23 protein-coding genes, 1 tRNA gene and 1 other annotated feature are annotated in these 20633 nt (G+C 36.0%); of the genes, 20 read left to right on the top strand and 4 right to left on the bottom strand.

Features of this window, described 5'->3' with window-relative positions; all coding sequences use genetic code 11:
- Nucleotides 1-64 precede the first annotated feature (64 nt).
- Nucleotides 65-457, top strand: coding sequence for a hypothetical protein (locus IGJ66_RS10380; RefSeq protein ID WP_430616584.1), 393 nt, complete (start codon nucleotides 65-67; stop codon nucleotides 455-457).
- An 89-nt stretch (nucleotides 458-546) separates the two neighbouring features.
- Here the strand turns inward: IGJ66_RS10380 and IGJ66_RS10375 are convergent, their stop codons facing one another.
- Together IGJ66_RS10375 and IGJ66_RS10370 are read right to left on the bottom strand one after the other, a co-directional pair.
- A complete protein-coding gene (locus IGJ66_RS10375; RefSeq protein WP_082294022.1) occupies nucleotides 547-828 on the bottom strand; it encodes a DUF1905 domain-containing protein in 282 nt (93 codons plus the stop codon).
- 236 nt (nucleotides 829-1064) lie between these two features.
- Nucleotides 1065-1137 (bottom strand) — tRNA-Thr (locus IGJ66_RS10370).
- 123 nt (nucleotides 1138-1260) lie between these two features.
- Between IGJ66_RS10370 and IGJ66_RS10365 the strand changes: the two genes are divergently transcribed.
- Nucleotides 1261-1497, top strand: coding sequence for a hypothetical protein (locus tag IGJ66_RS10365; protein ID WP_067482796.1), 237 nt, complete (start codon nucleotides 1261-1263; stop codon nucleotides 1495-1497).
- Nucleotides 1498-1619: 122 nt separating this feature from the next.
- Here IGJ66_RS10365 and IGJ66_RS10360 read toward each other — a convergent pair whose 3' ends face one another.
- Nucleotides 1620-2564 (bottom strand): glycosyltransferase family 2 protein, encoded by a 945-nt coding sequence (locus IGJ66_RS10360; RefSeq protein ID WP_430616583.1) that lies wholly within the window; start codon nucleotides 2562-2564, stop codon nucleotides 1620-1622.
- Between the two features lie 286 nt (nucleotides 2565-2850).
- Between IGJ66_RS10360 and IGJ66_RS10355 the strand changes: the two genes are divergently transcribed.
- Nucleotides 2851-3315 (top strand): methylated-DNA--[protein]-cysteine S-methyltransferase, encoded by a 465-nt coding sequence (locus IGJ66_RS10355; RefSeq protein ID WP_067482792.1) that lies wholly within the window; start codon nucleotides 2851-2853, stop codon nucleotides 3313-3315.
- Between the two features lie 90 nt (nucleotides 3316-3405).
- Here IGJ66_RS10355 and IGJ66_RS10350 read toward each other — a convergent pair whose 3' ends face one another.
- Nucleotides 3406-4449 carry a YeiH family protein gene (locus IGJ66_RS10350; protein WP_071869096.1) on the bottom strand — a complete coding sequence of 348 codons (1044 nt, stop codon included), beginning with the start codon at nucleotides 4447-4449 and terminating at the stop codon, nucleotides 3406-3408.
- A 160-nt stretch (nucleotides 4450-4609) separates the two neighbouring features.
- On the opposite strand from IGJ66_RS10350, the gene IGJ66_RS10345 reads away from it, so the two are divergent.
- The 17 genes from IGJ66_RS10345 to IGJ66_RS10265 all read left to right on the top strand — a co-directional run bounded on the left by IGJ66_RS10345 (nucleotide 4610) and on the right by IGJ66_RS10265 (nucleotide 20631).
- The gene (locus tag IGJ66_RS10345; RefSeq protein WP_067482783.1) at nucleotides 4610-5485 is read left to right on the top strand and encodes a LysR family transcriptional regulator; all 876 of its coding nucleotides are present in this window, start codon (nucleotides 4610-4612) and stop codon (nucleotides 5483-5485) included.
- Nucleotides 5469-5996, top strand: coding sequence for a GNAT family N-acetyltransferase (locus IGJ66_RS10340; protein WP_067482781.1), 528 nt, complete (start codon nucleotides 5469-5471; stop codon nucleotides 5994-5996). Before IGJ66_RS10345 ends, IGJ66_RS10340 begins: the two co-directional genes overlap by 17 nt.
- Nucleotides 5997-6102: 106 nt before the next feature.
- Nucleotides 6103-7290 (top strand): FtsW/RodA/SpoVE family cell cycle protein, encoded by a 1188-nt coding sequence (locus IGJ66_RS10335; RefSeq protein ID WP_067482779.1) that lies wholly within the window; start codon nucleotides 6103-6105, stop codon nucleotides 7288-7290.
- 4 nt (nucleotides 7291-7294) lie between these two features.
- Nucleotides 7295-7651, top strand: coding sequence for an arsenate reductase family protein (locus IGJ66_RS10330; protein WP_067482777.1), 357 nt, complete (start codon nucleotides 7295-7297; stop codon nucleotides 7649-7651).
- A gap of 1 nt (nucleotide 7652) precedes the next feature.
- Nucleotides 7653-7991 (top strand): glycine cleavage system protein H, encoded by a 339-nt coding sequence (locus IGJ66_RS10325; RefSeq protein WP_067482774.1) that lies wholly within the window; start codon nucleotides 7653-7655, stop codon nucleotides 7989-7991.
- A 78-nt stretch (nucleotides 7992-8069) separates the two neighbouring features.
- Nucleotides 8070-8322, top strand: a binding site (T-box leader).
- Nucleotides 8323-8393: 71 nt separating this feature from the next.
- A complete protein-coding gene (locus IGJ66_RS10320; protein WP_095803815.1) occupies nucleotides 8394-9428 on the top strand; it encodes a methionine ABC transporter ATP-binding protein in 1035 nt (344 codons plus the stop codon).
- Nucleotides 9421-10107 carry a methionine ABC transporter permease gene (locus tag IGJ66_RS10315; protein WP_067482770.1) on the top strand — a complete coding sequence of 229 codons (687 nt, stop codon included), beginning with the start codon at nucleotides 9421-9423 and terminating at the stop codon, nucleotides 10105-10107. The genes IGJ66_RS10320 and IGJ66_RS10315 overlap by 8 nt, the downstream gene beginning before the upstream one ends.
- Nucleotides 10108-10131: 24 nt before the next feature.
- Nucleotides 10132-10977: a MetQ/NlpA family ABC transporter substrate-binding protein gene (locus tag IGJ66_RS10310; RefSeq protein ID WP_067482768.1), complete on the top strand. Its 846-nt coding sequence runs from the start codon at nucleotides 10132-10134 to the stop codon at nucleotides 10975-10977.
- A 651-nt stretch (nucleotides 10978-11628) separates the two neighbouring features.
- The gene (gene sufC / locus IGJ66_RS10305) at nucleotides 11629-12402 is read left to right on the top strand and encodes a Fe-S cluster assembly ATPase SufC (protein WP_067482766.1); all 774 of its coding nucleotides are present in this window, start codon (nucleotides 11629-11631) and stop codon (nucleotides 12400-12402) included.
- 12 nt (nucleotides 12403-12414) lie between these two features.
- The gene (sufD, locus tag IGJ66_RS10300) at nucleotides 12415-13704 is read left to right on the top strand and encodes a Fe-S cluster assembly protein SufD (protein WP_071869093.1); all 1290 of its coding nucleotides are present in this window, start codon (nucleotides 12415-12417) and stop codon (nucleotides 13702-13704) included.
- Nucleotides 13701-14933, top strand: a complete 1233-nt coding sequence (locus IGJ66_RS10295; RefSeq protein WP_430616582.1) for a cysteine desulfurase — start codon at nucleotides 13701-13703, stop codon at nucleotides 14931-14933. Before sufD ends, IGJ66_RS10295 begins: the two co-directional genes overlap by 4 nt.
- Entirely contained in the window at nucleotides 14920-15390 is a 471-nt protein-coding gene (gene sufU, locus IGJ66_RS10290) for a Fe-S cluster assembly sulfur transfer protein SufU (protein WP_270492858.1), read from the top strand. Before IGJ66_RS10295 ends, sufU begins: the two co-directional genes overlap by 14 nt.
- Nucleotides 15391-15394: 4 nt before the next feature.
- Nucleotides 15395-16786, top strand: coding sequence for a Fe-S cluster assembly protein SufB (sufB, locus tag IGJ66_RS10285; RefSeq protein WP_067482761.1), 1392 nt, complete (start codon nucleotides 15395-15397; stop codon nucleotides 16784-16786).
- Nucleotides 16787-17283: 497 nt separating this feature from the next.
- Nucleotides 17284-17454, top strand: a complete 171-nt coding sequence (locus tag IGJ66_RS10280) for a hypothetical protein (protein WP_270608176.1) — start codon at nucleotides 17284-17286, stop codon at nucleotides 17452-17454.
- Between the two features lie 310 nt (nucleotides 17455-17764).
- Entirely contained in the window at nucleotides 17765-18181 is a 417-nt protein-coding gene (locus IGJ66_RS10275; protein WP_430616581.1) for a hypothetical protein, read from the top strand.
- A 230-nt stretch (nucleotides 18182-18411) separates the two neighbouring features.
- A complete protein-coding gene (locus IGJ66_RS10270) occupies nucleotides 18412-19110 on the top strand; it encodes a hypothetical protein (protein ID WP_430616580.1) in 699 nt (232 codons plus the stop codon).
- A gap of 597 nt (nucleotides 19111-19707) precedes the next feature.
- On the top strand, nucleotides 19708-20631 hold the full coding sequence (locus IGJ66_RS10265) for a DUF5655 domain-containing protein (protein ID WP_270608189.1): 924 nt from the start codon (nucleotides 19708-19710) through the stop codon (nucleotides 20629-20631).
- Nucleotides 20632-20633 lie beyond the last annotated feature (2 nt).

Below are 20633 nucleotides of genomic sequence, written 5' to 3'. Positions count from 1 at the left end.
AAGGCTATAAGTTCAAATTTAGTTAAGAAATAAAAGATACCATTCTCTTTCTAATACGGAGAGAATGGTATCTTTTATTTTATCTAATGAAATTGGCAGTACTGCTGTTCAGGAAATGATTTCCTCTTCAAACGAAGATTTTTCAGCTGGTTTTATGGCGAATCAAGTAGGAAAAATAATTGGCGGTTCATTCGTTAATGATGATACACCGTGGCTTTTATTGCCACCTACTATTCAAAGCGAAGTAACATCTGTTGATGACAAGTTACAAGGAACAGGTTTCAAAGGAGCAACAGTTATTGCAGAAGTAAACAATGTTGAAATTGGAAGGACAACTGTTGACGAAGATAAACAATGGGTAATGGACATTCCTGCACAGCTAACGGGCACTATTATTGAAGTTCATCAAGAATATAATGATAAGGTCAGCCTAAATATAACTGTTAACGTTAAATAAAAAAACGTTGAGAAAGAGTACTAAATAAAAACTGGGCTCTCACTGTCAAGAGAGTCCAGTTTTTTATGCGATAGGCTATTGTTAACGATTTAAATGGGGTGAACGGTAACGAGTACAGTATCACCAATCTCCTTTTTGATTTTCTTTCGAATTTCTTTTTTTATACCGAGAATATAGCAAATGCTGCCGTCTTCATTCTTCACTCCCATGTTTACAATACTTCCTTGATAATCTTCACCATCAAAAGTAGCATGGACTTTTATACGCCCTTGATGAAATTCTTTTCGGAGGTCGTAAGGAAAGATAACGTAGGCCCCACCTTTGCCAGCTTCAGAACAATAAATTTTTGATTCAAACTGATAACTTTTCATCATAGTAAACTTCCTTTTGCTGTGAGGTATTTTTCAATATAAAATAAATAAGTGATTTTTGCTATAAAAAAGAGCCTAAGACAAGTGAATGCCCAAGACTCTTGCATTTGTTTAGTTGCGCCCAAGTACTTTGTGCCACAACTTCATTCACGGTGTTCAAGAAGTAACTCCTTCCAAATAAGCCTAAATTTTATTCTTATTTGTTGGAGCAGGTCACTTCTTTCACAACCTTTTTATGCCAGCTGCAGGAATCGAACCTGTGACCTACGCGTTACGAGTGCGTTGCTCTACCGACTGAGCTAAGCTGGCAAATGCCAAAGAAATTATAAACCCAATCTTAATGAATGTAAAGAGATATTCGTAGATTTTATCAATTTCATGATTTTTTTCATAAAATGTGCTATAATTGTAATGAAAGGCAGGTTTTATGAAATGGCAACTTTTGGAAAATTTGATACACATGTCGTCCCGTCAGAATTGGGTGAAAAATTTACAATTGACACTCACGTCACTTTTACAGTACATGGAAAGCCACAAACTGGCACGATTTCAAAGCAGCTTAAGAATTCTGCAGTGGTTGAAATTGATGAAACTGCTGAAAATGCCAACCTGATGACCCAAAGCAAAGGCGTAGTTATTATTAATTACAAACAATTACAAAAAATTTAGTCATGAACCATCTCGTACCAGTGAGATGGTTTTTTCTATGTCTTTTTATAAAATAAAAAAGAGACTAGGATTTATTTTTATCCCAGCCTCGTTAAAAAAATTTGTATTGATTGACGTATGTTTTAGTGAGAATCAATTTGATGAGGTTTCATTTTCTCTGTTTCACGAATGATATAAATAGGACGACGTTTGGTTTCATGGAAAATTTTCCCAATATATTTGCCAATAATACCAAGACACAACAACTGGATTCCACCGATGAATAAGGTAATTGAAACCATAGAAGGCCAACCAGATGTGGGATCGCCGAATAAAAGAGCGCGAACAATGATAAATAAAATTGCAATCCCTGAACCGATACAAGAAAGTGCGCCAATTAATGCAGCTAAGGTAAGCGGTGCATCAGAAAAGTTGATGATGCCATCAATCGAATAACTTAACAGCTTCCAAAAAGACCATGAAGTTTCTCCAGCTACACGTTCACGATTTTCATAAGAAATATATTCTGTTTTAAAACCAACCCAGCTGAATAAGCCTTTAGAAAAACGATTGTATTCTGTTAATTCTAAAACAGCATTGACCATTTGACGCGTCATCAAACGAAAATCGCGGGCGCCATCCACCATTTCAGTATCACTGATTCGGTTAATCAATTGATAGAATTTTTTGGCAAAAAAGCTACGGATCACGGGTTCACCTTTCCGAGTAGATCGTCTTGTTCCGATGCAATCAACATCAGAGGTCAAGATACGTTCAATCATTTCTGGTAACAATTCAGGCGGGTCTTGCAAATCAACATCCATGACGGTGACTAAATCACCTGTTGCAGCTTGCAAGCCAGCATATAATGCAGCTTCTTTTCCAAAATTTCTGGAAAATGAGACGAACCGCACGGAATCATAGGCATTAGCTAATTCTTTGATGACAGGTAAGGTCTGATCTTTGGACCCGTCATCAATAAACAAGTATTCAAAAGTATAAGTTCCGCGATATTTTTCAACTTCTTGGAAAAAGAGTGGAATTGCTGCTTCTTCATTAAAGCAGGGTACGACGATAGAGACTTTCATTCGTTTGTTCCTTTCTGTTGCTCAACAACTAGTACTTGGTTAGTTGATAAGTTGAGTATTATGCTTTTTAGTGATATGTCTAGTGTAGCATTTCATTCAAAATTAAAAAAATTTTTCTTTAAAGAAATTGCTAAAAAACAGGAAGAAAGCTCCTTCCAGTTGCAATTTTACCTGAGATAGTAGATGATGAAGCAAACTTTTGAAATAGTTTTAAAGATTATTTTTTACATACAATTCTAAGGAGGAAAGTCTACCACACATCTGTTGAGTAGGCACAAAGAAAATCATGAAGATGAACACAATTGTTGGGGATCTTTGGTTTGACGCAGACGAAAAAGGAGTAACAAAAGTTAGCTTTACTTTGATTGAAGAGAGCGAAAATGCTAATCAAGAAATCTTGAATTTAGCCAAAGAACAATTTACAGAATATTTTGCTGAAAAGCGAGAAGCGTTTACAGTTCCATTATCGATTAAAACAGGTACGGCATTTCAGCAAGATGTTTGGCAAGCATTAATCAATATTCCTTATGGCGAAACTCGCAGTTACAAAGAAGTTGCTCAGGCAATTGACAACCCGAAAGCAGTGCGCGCAATTGGGCAAGCGAATCGAGTAAATCCTCTGCCAATTATTGTCCCTTGCCATCGAGTAATCGGCCATAATGGTCAGTTAACGGGCTACATGGGCAATGGAGAAGAAGGGTTAGCCAAGAAACGTAAATTGCTTTTATTAGAAAAAATTCTTTCAGAATAAAGATGAATAGAAAAAGTTAGAGGCACAAAAAAAGTATGTCAGAAAGATTCTGACATACTTTTTCTCCTGTTTTATTGTAAGCGAGGATTTTTATAGGCGAATGAGCCAAATCAAACCTACCGCTAAAATCGTTTGACAAAGACCTACGGCAAGACCATAAGATAAAAATCGTGGACCTTCTTTCATAAATTTGACAAAGTCTAAACGAAGACCAATGGCAGCTAGCGCAGTGATTTCAAACCAAGTGCTGATAAAATGTGCAGTGTGATCAATCACAGTCGGTAGCGTGAACACGCTATTGACTAGGCAAAATGCTAGAAACCCTAAGACATACCATGGTAGTGGTAATTTTCTTTTATTCACATCTTGAAGATTTTGAACAAAGTTTTCGGGGTGTTTACGAACCATTACTTTTTCAAAAATATATACTACAACTACGAGTAATACAATACGTAAGATTTTGAAGAGCATTGAAAATTGAACAACAGAAGCATCTAAAAAGCTAGCTCCGGCAACAACTTGACCGACAGATTGAAGTGTTCCACCTAAAAGTGCACTTTTTTCGATGAGATTAGCACCGAAAAGCTGAAGACCTAAAAATGGTAAAGTCAACATCATTACGGTTCCTAATAAGTTAACTAACGTAATGATTTGTCCTTTTTCTTCTTCGTCAGCGCGAATGCTTGGCCCAATCGCTGCGATGGCAGACGAACCACAGACTGCGTTACCACCCGCCATCATCAATGAAGCAGTATCAGAAAATAATAATTTTTTCCCGATAAAGTATGCTGCCAAGATTGTCCCTGTCATTTGTAAAAGAATAAAGAAGATTCCTTTGACGCCAATTTGCGCAATCGTTTGAACAGTTACTGTTGCGCCTAATAAGAAAACAGAACATTCAAGCAAGAAACTTTCTGCAAACTTTGTCCCAGTAGCTAATACTGGCTGTTTGAACAACGTGTTTCCTAAAAGAATCCCTAATAAGATAGCAATTGTTGCCCCTCCTAATGTAGGTAAAAAAATAGCTAAAACACGACTAATGGCTGCGACAATGATTGACAATCCTAGACCAGGTGCAATCTGTTTGAAGCGAGCCATCGCTGTTTTATTTTGGTGTATTGATAAATTATTCATGAATCAGAATCCTTCCTAGTAATATTTTAACTGATAGCTGTATTATAGAGAGAAAATAACTATTTGTAAAATTGATAATTACTATATTTATGATTATGTTTTGTAATGTTAAGGCTAACAAGTTACAATAGTAAAAAAGAAATAGAAAGAAGTGAACGTAATGTTTGAATGGATTCAGACATTTTTAGTTGTTTATGAAACACAGAATTTTAGTATTGCGGCAGAGCGATTGTTCATCTCACAGCCGACAGTATCTTCACAAATCAAAAAGTTAGAAGATCGGTTAGAGATTCAATTGTTTTTGAGAAATGGCAAGCAGAAAATTACAGCAACTAAAGAAGCTGATTTTTTATATCCTAAATTTTTAGCAGTCATGAATGAATTATTTACTTCGGTTGCCCAAGCTGCCAAAAAAGATAACTTTAAAGAAAATTGTGTCATTGCTTGTTCTCATACGACCGCAATTTATTTGTTACCCAAAGTAATGAAATCTTTAGTTGAAACTTTTCCGTTAATTGATTTCAGTATTAACATGATGAATTCAAACGAGGTTGCTTTGGCTGTTCAAGCTGGGCACGCGGACATTGGTTTATTGGAGAAGCCGTTAGCAACAAATGATATTCGTAAAGAAATCATCTTAGAAGACCAATTGGTTTTGGCTGGTGATGCTGAAGCAGCGCATTGGTTAATTCGTGAAGAAGATTCTGGTATACGTTTCTTTAATGAATTATACTTGAATGAGTTTGATTTACATCCACAAATCATCTATGTGAACAATAATGAACTGTTATTACAACTGATTCGTGAAGGTGTTGGAAAATCAATCGTGTCATCATTATCGATTACAGAGGATATGAAGTGGCAACCGCTAGGTAATTTTTTACAAAAGAGGGATATTTTTATTGTAGCTGGTCATAGTAGTACAAACTCCCTACTTCCAGACGTCTACGATTGGCTGAAGCAGAAGCTAAAAACATTCTTTCATGAAAAAGAAATCAAGCAGAGAAAAGGTGAGAACAATGAAATTTTTGATTGAAACGATTAAACCAGAGGAGTATTCAGCGACTAAGAGAATGGTTTATGAGGCATTTTTAACGGCAGAGCATCGAGATGGCGATGAGCATGAATTGATTGAGCGATTAAGAGGAACTGAGGCGTATGTTCCAGAGTTAGAAGTAGTGGCGAAAAAAGAAAATCAAATAGTTGGCTATGGACTACTGACAAAAATCAATATCTTATCTGAAGATTCAGCATACCAAGCATTAGTACTTGCGCCATTAGCAGTTAGTTCAACTTGTCAGCATCAAGGAGTGGGTGCTGCAATTCTTCGAGAACTCGAAATACGAGCGAAACGATTAGGCTATGTGGCAATCAGTATTTTAGGTGAACCTGCGTATTATCAAAAATTTGGGTACTTCCCAGCAAGTCAAGCCCAAATTCGTTTGCCTTTCGATGTGCCCGACGCGTACTCTTTGATAAAATTTATTGGAGAAAAACCAGTGAAAACTGCTGGTGTCATTCAATATTCATCGGCTTTTGGAATTTAGTGATGGAAAGTTAATTTTTTCCCAAATCTCATTTGCTGAGACTTTCAATTATAGAATCAGACCGCTATAATAAATAGCAGTATGGTTTTAGGAAAAGGGATGAAACATGGAAAAGAAAAAAAGAGCGTCAAACGATAATCGGATTGACTACGGTGTCATTTTACCAGTGTTCCTTTTATGTTTAATTGGATTACTTTCTTTATACGTAGCACTTAGTCACGATCCGAATAATCCATCTGTTTTTCGAGGTGTAATGATGCAAACCGTGTGGTACATGGTTGGAGCTGTAGCAATTATTGTTATTATGCACCTGAATTCCAAATGGATTTGGAAGTTAACACCCTATTTATATGGTCTGGGTTTAGTAGTCATGGGATTGCTACTCAAATTTTATGACAAACAGCTCGCATTGGTAACTGGGTCAAAAAACTGGTTTAGTTTTGGCTCCTTCACTTTTCAGCCAGCGGAATTAATGAAAATTGCGTACATTTTGATGATGGCGTTAATCGTGACCAAGCACAACAGTCAGTTGAAAGAACGAACGACGAAAAATGATTTGTGGCTGATTGCTAAGATGTTGCTTGTAACGTTACCTGTTTTAGCTTTAGTTATGGCACAAGATGATTTTGGAACGATGCTAGTTTTCTTGGCTATCTTTGGTGGGATTTTCTTGATGTCAGGGATTTCTTGGAAAATTGTCATTCCTGTCGTAGTGATCGCTTTAGTTGTTGGGGCAGGGCTGATCTATTTAGTTACGACAGAAGGCGGAAGAGATTTATTATATAAAGTTGGTTTTAAGTCTTATCAATTTGCTCGGATCGATTCGTGGCTAGATCCTTTCCACGATACTTCTGGTATGAGTTATCAACCTGCCCAAGGCTTATTGGCAATTGGTTCTGGTGGATTATTAGGTAAAGGGTTCAATACCAGTGATGTATATGTACCTGTTCGTGAATCAGATATGATTTTTACAGTGATTGGCGAGAATTTTGGGTTTATTGGCGGCGCGTTCGTGATCTTTTTATATTTTATTTTGATTTATCGAATGATTCGCGTTTGTTTTGACACAAATAATGAATTTTATGCGTATATCGCTAGTGGCTTAATCATGATGTTATTGTTCCATGTTTTTGAAAATATTGGCGCAAATATTGGTTTACTACCACTAACGGGGATTCCCCTACCATTTATTAGTCAAGGTGGTTCGTCTATTTTGGGAAATATGATTGGGATTGGTTTAATTCTATCCATGCGTTTCCAAAACGAGACACCTGACAAAACATCTAGGAGGTAAGACGTTGTACACATTTTATTGGTATCCGAAATGTTCGACCTGCAAAAAAGCAAAAGCATGGCTAGATACACATCAGATTGCTTATCAAACAGTCGATATGGTTCAAGAAACACCAACCGCTCAAACAATTGAGACTTGGTTAACGAATACAGATTTACCGATGCGTCGTTTGTTCAATACGAGCGGGATGAAATATCGTGAATTAGGTTTGAAATCACAAATCGATGGTTTTTCAATCGAAGAAGCTAGTGAGCTACTTTCAACTGACGGAATGTTGATTAAACGTCCACTTTTAGTGAAAGAAGATCAGGTAGTAACAGTTGGTTATAATGAAAAAACTTATGAAGGAGCGTTAGTTTAACATGGCAGGCAAACATTTGAAGAAAACTGAAAATCTTTGGGTTTTATTTAACGGAAAAGAATACTGCATTGGTTTAACGAATGAAGCACAAGAAGAATTAGGACAAGTTACTTTTATCAATTTACCAAAAGTTGGCAAGACGTATCAAAAAGGGGAACCGTTGCTTGAAGTTGAAGCAGAAAAAGCGGTCAGCGAAATTGCCAGCCCAGTTACAGGAACGATTTCTTCCGTAAATGAAAAAATCGATGCGGATATCAACATTTTAAATGATGAAGACGAAATGAATGCTTGGATTTTAAGTTTTAAAGAGGTTGATCCACAGGATTTTGAAAACCTATAATCATTTTTTGATTAAGTATTCTAGTTTTAAAAATTGTTGACACTGGAATTTCTACTTGCTATAATCAAAGGCAATTACATGAAAGCTTTGAAAAGAAGAGTACATTTCACAGACGTTTGAAGAGAGCCCTGTTCGCTGAAAATGGGTAACGAACATGAGATGGAAGATGGTCTTAGAGCAGAGTGAGTGAGCATAAGCGAACTTACTACGGGAGTGCCCGTTATAGCACGACAGTATACGAGTGATTATTCAAGTACTGTAAAGAGGTTATTGCTGTAAAGCATTAACAAATCAAGGTGGTAACACGGAAGTTTATGCTTTCGTCCTTTTGCTTAATGGAGCAAATGGGCGGAAGCTTTTTTGTTTATCCAAGAAAATTTTTAGAAGAAAGATGGGGAAAATATGGCACTAATCCAATTGACCAATGTCGAAAAGACTTTTGGTGGGAAAAACGGAGCAATCCACGCTGTCAACGATGTGTCTTTAAGTATCGAAAAAGGAGATATTTATGGAATCGTTGGGTACTCGGGCGCCGGAAAAAGTACACTAGTCCGCTTGTTAAATGGACTTGAGTTACCTAGCAGTGGCGAGGTCATTGTAAATAATCAAGATATCACAAAGTTGAAAAATAAAGAGTTACGAACTTTTCGTAAAAAAATCGGAATGATTTTTCAACATTTCAACCTTTTGTGGTCACGTACAGTGCTAGAAAATATCCAGTTGCCACTTGAGCTTGCTGGTATACCAAAAGCGCAACGTCAACAACGAGCAGAAGAACTATTGGGACTTGTTGGATTGGAAGGCAGAGGTGATGCGTATCCTTCGCAACTATCTGGTGGACAAAAGCAAAGAGTTGGGATTGCGCGCGCATTGGCAAATGATCCAGAAATTTTATTATGTGATGAAGCTACTAGTGCACTTGATCCGCAAACAACGGAAGAAGTGCTGGACCTGTTATTGGCAATCAACAAAAAATTAAATTTAACGATTGTTTTGATTACACATGAAATGAATGTTATTCGTAAAATTTGTAATAAGGTTGCTGTAATGGAACTTGGGAAAGTAGTTGAAGAAGGCGAGGTTCTAAATGTCTTCCGTCATCCAAAACAAGAAGTAACCAAACGTTTTGTTCAACAAGATATTGAACCAGAAGCTGATTCTACTGAACTATTAGCTGAATTGATCAAGGAAAATCCAAACGGCCGCCTAGTTACGCTAACGTTTGACGAAAATAACGCAAATGAACCAGTGATTTCTCAAGCAGTTCGTCGTTATAACGTGGATATCAATGTTGTTTATGGCAAAATCAAACAAGCAAAGGAAGGTTCGTTTGGTTCACTAACGATTTTGATGACAGGTGAAGAAAAAGAATTAGATCAAGCAGAAGTATTCTTTACCGAACAAGGCGTAGAAGTAGAGGTGATTCATCATGGATAAAAGCTTTTCAGCAACCTATTTAGATTTTAGCCAAATCAATGCAGAGACGATGAAACAAGCAATTGTTGATACTTTATACATGACATTGATTTCAATGGTTTTAGTTACAGTTATCGGATTAGTTTTAGGTTTAGTTCTTTATTCGATTGGTAGAAAAAATAAACCTTATGCACGTATCGTGTACGGGATTGTTTCGATTATCAGTAATATTTTCCGTTCAACACCATTTATGATCTTGATGGTATTGATCATTCCATTTACAAAAGCAATCGTTGGGACGATGCTTGGCGCGCAAGCAGCGATTCCAGCATTGGTATTATCTGCAGCACCATTTTACGCACGATTAGTTGAAATTGCTTTTCGTGAAGTAAGTCCGGGTGTTCTTGAAGCCGCAGATGCAATGGGCGCAAGTTATTGGGAAGTCATTTGGAAAGTGTTGATTCCTGAAAGTGTACCTGCTTTGATTTCAGGTTTAACGGTAACGACGATTTCAATGATTGGTTTCACTGCAATGGCAGGAGCAATCGGCGCTGGCGGACTAGGTGGTTTGGCTTGGCAAGAAGGCTACCAACGTGGTAATTTGACAGTGACATTTGTTGCAACATTAATTATTTTAGCTATTGTATTCGTTGTTCAGGGAATTGGAGATTTCTTAACGAAGAAAACAGATAGAAGATAAGAAAAATACTAGGGGGATATCAGGATGAAAAAGAAAATTTTTGGATTAGCAGCAGCACTTTTATTAACAGTCGGTTTAGCAGCTTGTGGGAACAGCGGAAAAGACAGCGCAAAGGATAGTTCGGATGAAACAACATTAAAAGTTGGTGCATCACCAACACCACATGCAGAAATTTTGGAACACGTCCAACCATTATTGAAAGAGGAAGGCATCAATCTTGAAATTGTTAAGTTTGATGATTATGTGTTACCGAACCAAGCTCTTGAAGAAGGCGATATTGATGCCAACTATTTCCAACATATTCCTTATTTGAACAAAGAAATCAAAGAAAAAGGGTATGACTTTGCGAATGCTGGTGCCATCCATATTGAACCAATGGGCTTGTATTCTCAATCAATCAAAGATATTTCTGAATTAAAAGATGGTGCTACAATCATTACTTCAAACTCAGAATCTGACTGGGGTCGAATCATCACAATTTTACAAGATGCTGATTTAGTGAAAGTCAAAGATGGTGTGGATCTTGAAACAGCGACATTTGATGATATTGCAGAAAATCCTAAGAATTTAAAATTCAATCATACAATTGATCCTTCTTTACTTGCGTCGACTTATCAAAATAATGAAGGTGACTTAGTTGCAATCAATGCAAACTTTGCTTATGGTGCTGGTTTGAATCCATTGGAAGATGCGGTGCTATTAGAACAAGACAATTCACCTTATGTAAATATCATTGCAACACGTTCAAAAGATAAGGACAGCAAGAAAATCAAAGCTTTGATTGAAGTGTTACACCGTGACGATGTTCAAAAATGGATCACTGAAAAATGGGGCGGTTCTGTGAAGCCAGTCTCAGCAGATGCAAAATAAAGGTGTGGCGCAAAGCGACTAGCTCCGAAAAAATAAAAAGTAACTGATAAAAATAGCTTTTCATATTTTTGACAGTTACGAATTATTTCGAGGAGTTGCTTTGGGAACACCGTGGAAAAGGTTGTGGCGCAAAGCGACTAGCTCCGAAAAAATAAAAAGTAACTGATAAAAATAGCTTTTCATATTTTTGACAGTTACGAATTATTTCGAGGAATTGCTTTGGGAACACCGTGGAAAAGGTTGTGGCACAAAACGTTTAGCTCCGAATAGATAGCGAGTAAGCATGCAAAATAGCTTCTAAATTTTGAATAAAATCAGAATAAATCTCACGAGAAACGTCACTACGCACAACTAGAAATGTTTCATAAAAGAGAGACCGAGACAAAACTAAAAATCAGTCGTTCTTAATACATTTTTTAATTTAAAAAACGCCTAAAATCAACGTTTAAAAAAACGAATTTTAGGCGTTTTTTTCTATTTCGGCTACTTTTATCCTAGCTCCTTTCTTTTTATACAAATTACAATGTAAAAATAAAGCTTTTTTGAGAATAAATGAAAGTTATTCTAATTTCGGCTGGTTAGATCATTGCGCTTCATTCTCAATTAGTCTAAAATGGGTGAGAACGAAAGAGAATTTGGAGGGAAACTGGCATGTCTGTCTTAGAAGTAAAAAATTTACATGTATCTATCGAGGAGAAAGAAATCCTTAAAGGTGTTAATTTAGTAATGAAAACGGGCGAAATCCACGCAATCATGGGACCAAATGGAACAGGTAAATCAACTTTATCTGCTGCAATCATGGGGAACCCTAATTATGAAGTAACAGAAGGCGAAGTTTTATTCGATGGGAAAAATATTTTAGACTTAGAAGTGGATGAACGTGCACGACTAGGGTTATTTTTAGCGATGCAATACCCAAGTGAGATTCCAGGAATCACTAATGCAGAATTTATGCGTGCAGCAATCAATGCAAAACGTGATGAAGATAACAAGATGTCTGTCATGACTTTCTTGAAAAAATTAGATGCAAAAATGGATCTATTAAACATGCCTGAAGAAATGGCTGAACGTTATCTGAACGAAGGTTTTTCTGGCGGTGAAAAGAAACGTAATGAAATTTTACAATTGTTGATGCTTGAACCAACATTTGCTATTTTAGATGAAATCGATTCAGGACTAGACATTGATGCATTAAAAGTAGTAGCAAAAGGTGTGAATGAAATGCGTGGCGAAAACTTTGGTGCATTAATCATCACTCACTATCAACGTTTGTTGAACTATATCACTCCTGACGTGGTCCATATCATGATGGAAGGTCGCGTTGTAATGACTGGAAACGCTGATTTAGCAAAACGTTTAGAAGCAGAAGGCTATGCTGGAATCAGTAAAGAATTAGGAATCGACTACAAAGAAGAAGAAGCGTAAGGAGGAGCAGGAATGAAAGAGAAAAACTGGCTCGACCATCTTGACGCGGTCAACGACTTTTCTTTGAGTAAAGGAGAGCCTGCTTGGATGACAGAGCTTCGTCAACAAGCATTGGCAAAAGCAAATGAATTGGTTTTACCAAAAATTGAACGAGTAAAATTTGCTCGCTGGCCGTTATTTGATATCAAAGAAATGACAGATGTTGTGACAGATGCTGGGAATGTTGCTGCGTTTGATACAATGAAAGACAATCCAGTGCTGGTACAACAGGGAACTTGGACTGTTTTTGAACAATTATCGACAGAATTAGCAGAACAAGGTGTGATTTTCACCGATATCTTTACTGCAATGCAAGAGTATCCTGAATTAGTACAAGAATACTATATGACAAAAGCTGTCAATATGGATGAAGATCAGTTAACTGCCTTGCACGCAGCATTTATGAATAGTGGTTTATTTCTTTATGTACCTAAAAATGTCGTGATTGAAGAACCAATTGAATCTTTATTTATTCAAGATGGCACAATCGATCAACATTTCTTTAAACATGTCTTGATTGTCGCAGATGAACATAGTGAATTTTCTTACCTTGAACGTTTTCAAACAACGGGTGAGCAACTAGCAAAAGTTTCTGGAAATATCGTGGTAGAAGTCATTGCGAAAGCTGGATCAAAAGTGAAATTTTCCGCAGTTGATCAACTAGGTGAGAATGTGACGGCTTATATGAATCGCCGTGGTCATATTTTACGTGATGCTTCTGTAGACTGGGCAATTGGTGTGATGAATGATGGCAATATTGTTGCTGACTTTGATTCTGATTTAGTTGGCGAAGGCGGTCATTCTGAAGTTAAGATCGTTGCTATTAGTGGCGGCAAACAAACACAAGGAATTGATACACGTGTGACGAATAAAGCACCACATACGATTGGTCATATTTTACAACATGGCGTGATTCGTGAGCGAGGTGTGTTAACATTTAACGGAATTGGGCATATCTTAAAAGGCGCAAAAGGTGCGGATGCACAGCAAGAAAGTCGTGTCTTGATGCTTTCAGATAAAGCTCGTGGTGATGCTAATCCAATTCTTTTGATTGACGAAAACGAAGTAACTGCTGGCCATGCTGCTAGTGTTGGCCGTGTAGATCCGGAGGAAATGTATTATTTGATGAGCCGTGGTTTGCATAAAGAAGAAGCTGAACGCTTAGTTATTCGCGGATTCCTTGGTTCCGTATTAACGGCTATCCCTGTTGAAGAAGTGCAAAAAGAATTGATTGAGGTCATTGAAGGGAAGTTGAATGCATGATTCATGCAGAAAAATTACGTGCTGATTTTCCTATCTTATTTCAAGAAGTGAACGATGAAGCCTTGGTGTATTTGGATAATGCTGCAACGACCCAAAAACCAAAGCAAGTGCTGGCTGCACTAACTAACTATTATGAAAAAGATAATGCGAATGTGCATCGTGGGGTTCATACTTTAGCAGAACGCGCAACGCATGAATACGAAGCTGCTCGAGAAAAAGTTCACCGGTTTATCCATGCGAATGAAACAGCAGAGGTTCTATTCACGCGCGGGACGACGACAAGTTTAAACTGGGTTGCAAGAAGCTTTGGGGAGTTCATTCATGAAGGAGACGAAATCGTTCTTTCTTATATGGAACATCACTCTAATATCATTCCATGGCAACAACTGGCTAAACAAAAAGGTGCAACCTTAAAGTATATCGAATTAACACCAGAAGGATTACTCGATATGGCTGATGCAAAAGAAAAAATTACAGCAAAAACAAAGATTCTTGCAATCGCCCACGTTTCTAATGTTTTAGGTGTCAAAAATCCAGTGAAAGATTTAGCAGAACTCGTTCATGAAAAAGGTGGCGTAATCGTAGTTGATGGGGCGCAAGCTGCACCACATATGCCAATTAATGTTCAAGAACTTGATTGCGATTTTTATGCTTTTAGTGGTCATAAAATGTGTGGGCCAACTGGAATTGGTGTTTTATATGGTAAAAGAACTTGGCTAGAACAAATGGAACCCGTTGAGTTCGGTGGAGAAATGATTGACTTCGTTGAACTTTACGATAGCACATGGAAAGAACTGCCTTGGAAATTTGAAGCTGGAACGCCGAACATCGCTGGCGCGATTGCGCTTGGTCATGCGATTGATTATTTAGAAACGATTGGATTAGCAGAAATCCATCGTTATGAAGAAGAAATTGTAGCTTATGTATTGCCTAAACTTCAAGCAATCAAAGGATTAACGATTTATGGTCCACAAGAGCCAGAAAAGCGTACCGGAGTGATTGCATTTAATTTAGAAAATTTACATCCACATGATGTGGCAACAGCACTTGACATGGAAGGTGTAGCAGTTCGAGCAGGCCATCATTGCGCACAACCATTATTGAATTATTTACAGGTACCTGCAACAGCTCGAGCAAGTTTTTATTTCTATAATACTAAGCAAGACGCGGATCGGTTAGTTGAAGCAATTCTCGCAACAAAGGAGTTTTTCCAACATGGGACTATCTAAATTAGACAATCTTTATCGTCAAGTGATTCTAGATCATTCTTCCCATCCACACCATCGTGGAAGTTTGACCGAGTCAACGAATAAAATCGAACTAAACAATCCAACTTGTGGTGATGTGATCAAATTACAAGTAGATGTTAAAAATGGCGTGATTGAAAATATCGCATTTGATGGTAGTGGCTGTTCAATCAGTACAGCCAGTGCCTCGATGATGACGGATGCTGTAATCGGTAAAACCGTTGCCGAAGCACAACACTTAACAGTTGAATTTTTACAACTCGTACAAGGAAATGAAGTCGCCGATGAAGAAAAATTAGGTGATGCAGCCATGTTAAGTGGCGTTGCGAAGTTTCCAGCCAGAATCAAGTGTGCCACACTTGCTTGGAAAGCATTGAGTCAAGCAGTAACTGAAAATGGCACAGCAACAGCCCACCATTACCATAAAGAAGAGGAGTGAGAATATGGGCGTACCAGAATTAGAAGAATATAAATTTGGGTTTCACGATGATGTGCAACCTGTTTTCAGTACCGGAGAAGGATTAACTGAAGAAGTTATTCGTGAAATGTCACGAATTAAAGAAGAACCAGAATGGATGCTCGAGTTTCGCTTGAAGTCGTTAGAGACGTTTAATAAAATGCCGATGCAAACTTGGGGACCTGACTTGTCTGATATTGACTTTGAGGCCATTAAATATTATCAAAAACCAAGTGATAAGCCTGCTCGTGATTGGGAAGATGTACCAGAAAAAATCAAAGAAACCTTTGAAAAAATCGGTATTCCTGAAGCCGAACGTGCTTATTTAGCAGGAGCCTCAGCTCAATATGAATCAGAAGTGGTTTACCACAACATGAAAGAGGAATTCGAAAAATTAGGAATTATTTTTACTGACACCGACTCTGCATTGAAAGAATATCCAGAATTATTCAAGGAATATTTTGCTAAATTAGTTCCACCAACCGACAACAAATTAGCTGCACTTAACTCTGCGGTTTGGTCAGGTGGCACATTCATTTATGTACCAAAAGGTGTCCGAGTAGATGTTCCTTTACAAACCTACTTCCGAATCAATGCAGAAAATACTGGACAATTTGAACGAACATTAATTATTGTTGATGAAGGCGCTAGTGTTCACTATGTGGAAGGCTGTACGGCACCCACGTATTCAAGTAATAGTTTACATGCAGCGATTGTTGAAATTTATACCAGAAAAGATGCTTATTGTCGCTATACAACCATCCAAAACTGGTCTGATAATGTCTATAACTTAGTAACGAAACGTGCAAAAGCTTACGAAGGTGCAACAGTTGAATGGATTGATGGGAACCTTGGTGCGAAAACAACGATGAAATACCCAAGTGTTTACTTGGACGGAAAAGGTGCTCGAGGGACCATGTTGTCAATCGCTTTTGCAGGTGCAAATCAAATCCAAGATACAGGTGCTAAAATGATTCACAATGCACCAAACACTTCAAGCTCTATCGTCTCAAAATCAATTTCAAAAGACGGTGGCGAAGTCAACTATCGTGGACAAGTAACCTTTGCTAAAGACAGCGCAGGATCTATTTCTCACATTGAATGCGACACGATTATTATGGATGAACTATCAAAATCAGATACGATTCCATTCAATGAAATCCACAACAGTCAAGTTTCTTTAGAACACGAAGCGAAAGTTTCAAAAATTTCCGAAGAGCAGCTCTACTATTTGATGAGCCGTGGCTTGACTGAATCAGAAGCGACAGAAATGATCGTGATGGGCTTTGTTGAGCCATTCACTAAAGAACTTCCAATGGAATATGCGGTTGAACTCAATCGTTTGATCAGTTATGAGATGGAAGGGTCAGTAGGATAATCATCAAACAAAGACTATAAGTATTGATAAAGCGGTACTTATAGTCTTTTTTGTTATACATAAATTACTAACCATGTTATGAACATAAAATGATAAAGAAATACACTATACATTTTCAAGTTAATGGGGTTTAATACATAATTAGAGAGCCTAAAAAGTAGCAATTTTTGCAATAATCTACAAACTTTAGCAAAAATGGGTTATTTTGTCAGTAGAATACGGTATAAAAAAATAAACTGTTTACTTTTTTAGTTCAAAATACTAGTGACAGTTATCCGCTTCATTCATAGTTCGAAATTTTTTCATGTTGGATATTAATATTTAGAAGTTATCATAACAAAATTAAGTTTGTTATTTCTTACGTGGAAACGGTAGATTGTTACATGTGGAATGATACACAAGGAGATAATATTATAATAGTTTAGTCTTAATCTTACATAGGTTGATATGGTACAGAATTAAAATAAAAGTTAAATTAGAGGAAAGCGAGGTAAAAGATGATTAACATTCTAAACAAAAAGAGTAGTAAAATTTTTGTAGCAACAATGGTTTTATTAATCATAATAAAAATGCTAAAAGGATATAATATACCATTCTGGGGATTTATATTCTGGGGAATTCTATTAGTTGGATTTTTAGTTGGTTTGTTTGTAGCAGAAAAAGAGTAAAATCTTTTTGCTACAAATGGGGGAACGGAAGTTAAAGAAGTTTAATTTCCAAAGCGGTAATTAAACTTCTTTATTTCCAAAAAAACACATAAGTTTTGTGTCTTTGAATGCTATGAATTTAAAATTATTTAGCTTATTACCAAACTGTTTGTATGTGAATACAAATCGTTGTTATTATGACAAATAATTACCTTATTCGACTTTCTATAATCAAATGGAAGGGCCTCTGTTGGATAAAACTGTTATAGGAGCTATAATCCTTGATATATAAGGATTATAGCTTTTTCATTATCTAAAAATAAGTGGGTCTGTGAAACTGTCAGTGTTTTATCAGAAAACTTATCTTGAACTTGGTAAAAAATGGCTAGCTAATCTTATATTACGGAATGAAATTAGATTAGCCCCGCATGCAACAATTAGAGAGGACACAGAGCTAAAAGAAAAAAATGAAAAGCTTCAAATTTCGTTGATGGATTTTCTATCGGTATATAATGATTTTTTGAAGTTTAAAGAGTCAAAAACGAGCAAGAAGGTGAAAGATATTCAGCCTTATGTAGCGCATATAGAAGGTGGTTATTATGGTACAAGCTTATATTCAGATACTGCACATAATCTACCTATCCTCAAATTAGGATGTCTACTAGAACATTCTCAAAGTTATTGCCACACTACTTTACAAAGTGGGTTTATACCTGTTCTAAAGAGTATTTTAGAGAAAAACCAATAATAAAAAGACCATAACTACTAAGTAGCCAAAAAATTAGGCTACCTTTTTTGTGGGTAGTATGTTGAATGGAAAAAAATCAAAAAGGCGATGTTAATATTTCATCACACATGGTACTATTTTTTTATAAGGTGTTTTAAAGTGAAAAAGGAAAATGTGCAGATTTTTTCACTTTATTTATATACATATAACTGTAGTAAACATATTAATTAGGTATGAGAGGTGAAAAAGTAGTGAGTTCGTACTATCGCATTATAAAAAAAGAAATACTGAACAAAAAACAGTATTTTGGGATCGATATGCAGATTTTTTATTATGCTATTTGTTTAACAGGCGTAGGTACTTCTTGGACCTTTGTGTCATCTATTACTAGACAACCTGTGCTAAATGACAAGGATAATATAGAGGCTCTAATTTATCTGGGAATAACTGTTGTATGCTATATCACGTTGAAATTTCTAAATAGACAAATTATATCATCCAATTGGAATAGTGCATATAAATTGCATAATAGCGAATTGGTTAATGATGCCACTTTAAAATACTTAATTCAAGAGGTAGAACAAAGCGTTAAAAATATTAAGAGATTTACTGAATGGTGTGTTGGTGTAATAGTGACATTAGTTGTTCTAGTGTCAACCTTATTGTTAAATATATATTCTAAAATTTCAGATGTTATTTTAAAAGGTACAGATGATAAAGATATTAAGGAATTTTCTAAAATAATCATCAAACAGTTAAATGAGAAAAATCATGATATTCTCTCTGGAATAATGATGTTATTTTTTCAAATTTTATTTTTATTTAGCTCGTTCATTCTATTTGGTTATTTTGTGTTTTCTTTATTTTCTTTGGTAAAAAGACAGGTGTTAGTTACTTTATATGATATGAGATACGCACGTGCTTTATACGAGTCAAATGAATCAGAGTAATTTATGTAAATGTATTATATTTTAAAGTTAAAACGCCTCACGGTAGATAAATTTTTTTAACAAAGAGAAAGTCGGGAATTATATTAGAACACATTTGGATAACACTGCTGTCTACAAGTTACATCACAACCGTTCATTGACTAAGAAAGATGGTGGAGATGTTGGAAGAAGTTCTCTGGGAGAAATTGGGTTCAAAAGATCAGTATAAGGAAAGTTACGGAGAAAAATCTGTAGCCTCTTAGTAAGGGAGCTGATAGGATTAGACAAAGGTGCTGCCAAAGCTATATTTTCGATTTTTTATCTAATGAAAGTTTGAACTTACAACAATCAGAATTCATTAAATTGATTATTGATTATGTTGTTTAGAATGGTTATTTAGAAAAAGCACTTCTTCTGGAAGAGCCTTTTAAAAGTATCAGAACTATTGTCAATTTATTTGGTGATAATTAGAGGTAAATTCAGTCATTAATTCAATCAATAGATTCAATTAATGACAATGCTAAAATTATTAATTAACTTGTTTATATCAACTAATTGAGCTAATCTACTTTATTAGACAATTTCGACATGAAATATATTAGAAACGGAGGTGTTTTGATGGCTCTTTATCACATTAATAAACATGAGATGGTAGAAATTCAAGAAGTACCATTTGCTAAAGAAAAGGAATTACAATTTTTAGTAGAAGCAAATTTAGAAAAGCTGTTCAATTTGAACTTTGTGGCTACTGAATTTTCTGTAGATGATTTTCGGCTGGATACGGTGGCTTATGATGAAGAAACAAAGAGTTTTGTAATTATTGAATACAAAAAAGGAAAGCGATTCAGTGTAATTGATCAAGGTTATGCTTATCTTAACTCATTATTAGCTCATAAAGGGGAGTTTGTTTTGAGGTACAATGAGCAGTATCCAGATCGACTAAAGCGTATTAGTGAAATTGAATGGTCACAAACACGAGTTGTCTTTGTAGCGAATGATTATACCAATTATCAATATGGCGCTGTGAATAATCCTGATTTACCTATTGACTTGGTTACCGTTAAAAAATATGAAAACGGATTGATAGATGTAGAAACATTGAGTAAAACAAATTCAAAACAAAGTTCGACAAGCAAGCAAGTTAGGCAGGAAGATGTCAGCAAAAAAGGTTTATCAAAAGAAATCAAAGTATACACTGAAGAAGAACATATTCAAAAAGGATCACCAGAAATTCAAGAATTATACGAGGAATTGAAGGAAATCATTTTAAGTTGGGATAGCAATATTCGAATCAAGCCAGTCAAATTATATAATTCTTTTAAGATGAAACGTAATATAGTAGATATTCAAATTCAGAAGAAAGCTCTAAAAATTTGGATTAATCTAAAATATGGAGAATTAAATGATACTGAGAATATAACTCGAAATGTAAGTGAAACAGGTCATTGGGGAAATGGTGACTACGAAATCATTATGAAAGATAATCAAAATATTGAGTATATTGCTAGTTTAATTAAGGAATCTTGGCGATATCACAAGTAGTA

Origin of the sequence: Enterococcus sp. DIV0176, from assembly GCF_050528535.1 — a bacterium.
Taxonomy (GTDB): Bacteria; Bacillota; Bacilli; order Lactobacillales; family Enterococcaceae; genus Enterococcus_B; species Enterococcus_B thailandicus.
The sequence above is the reverse complement of the archived record's forward strand: the minus strand, read 5'-3'. Positions and strand labels throughout refer to the sequence as shown.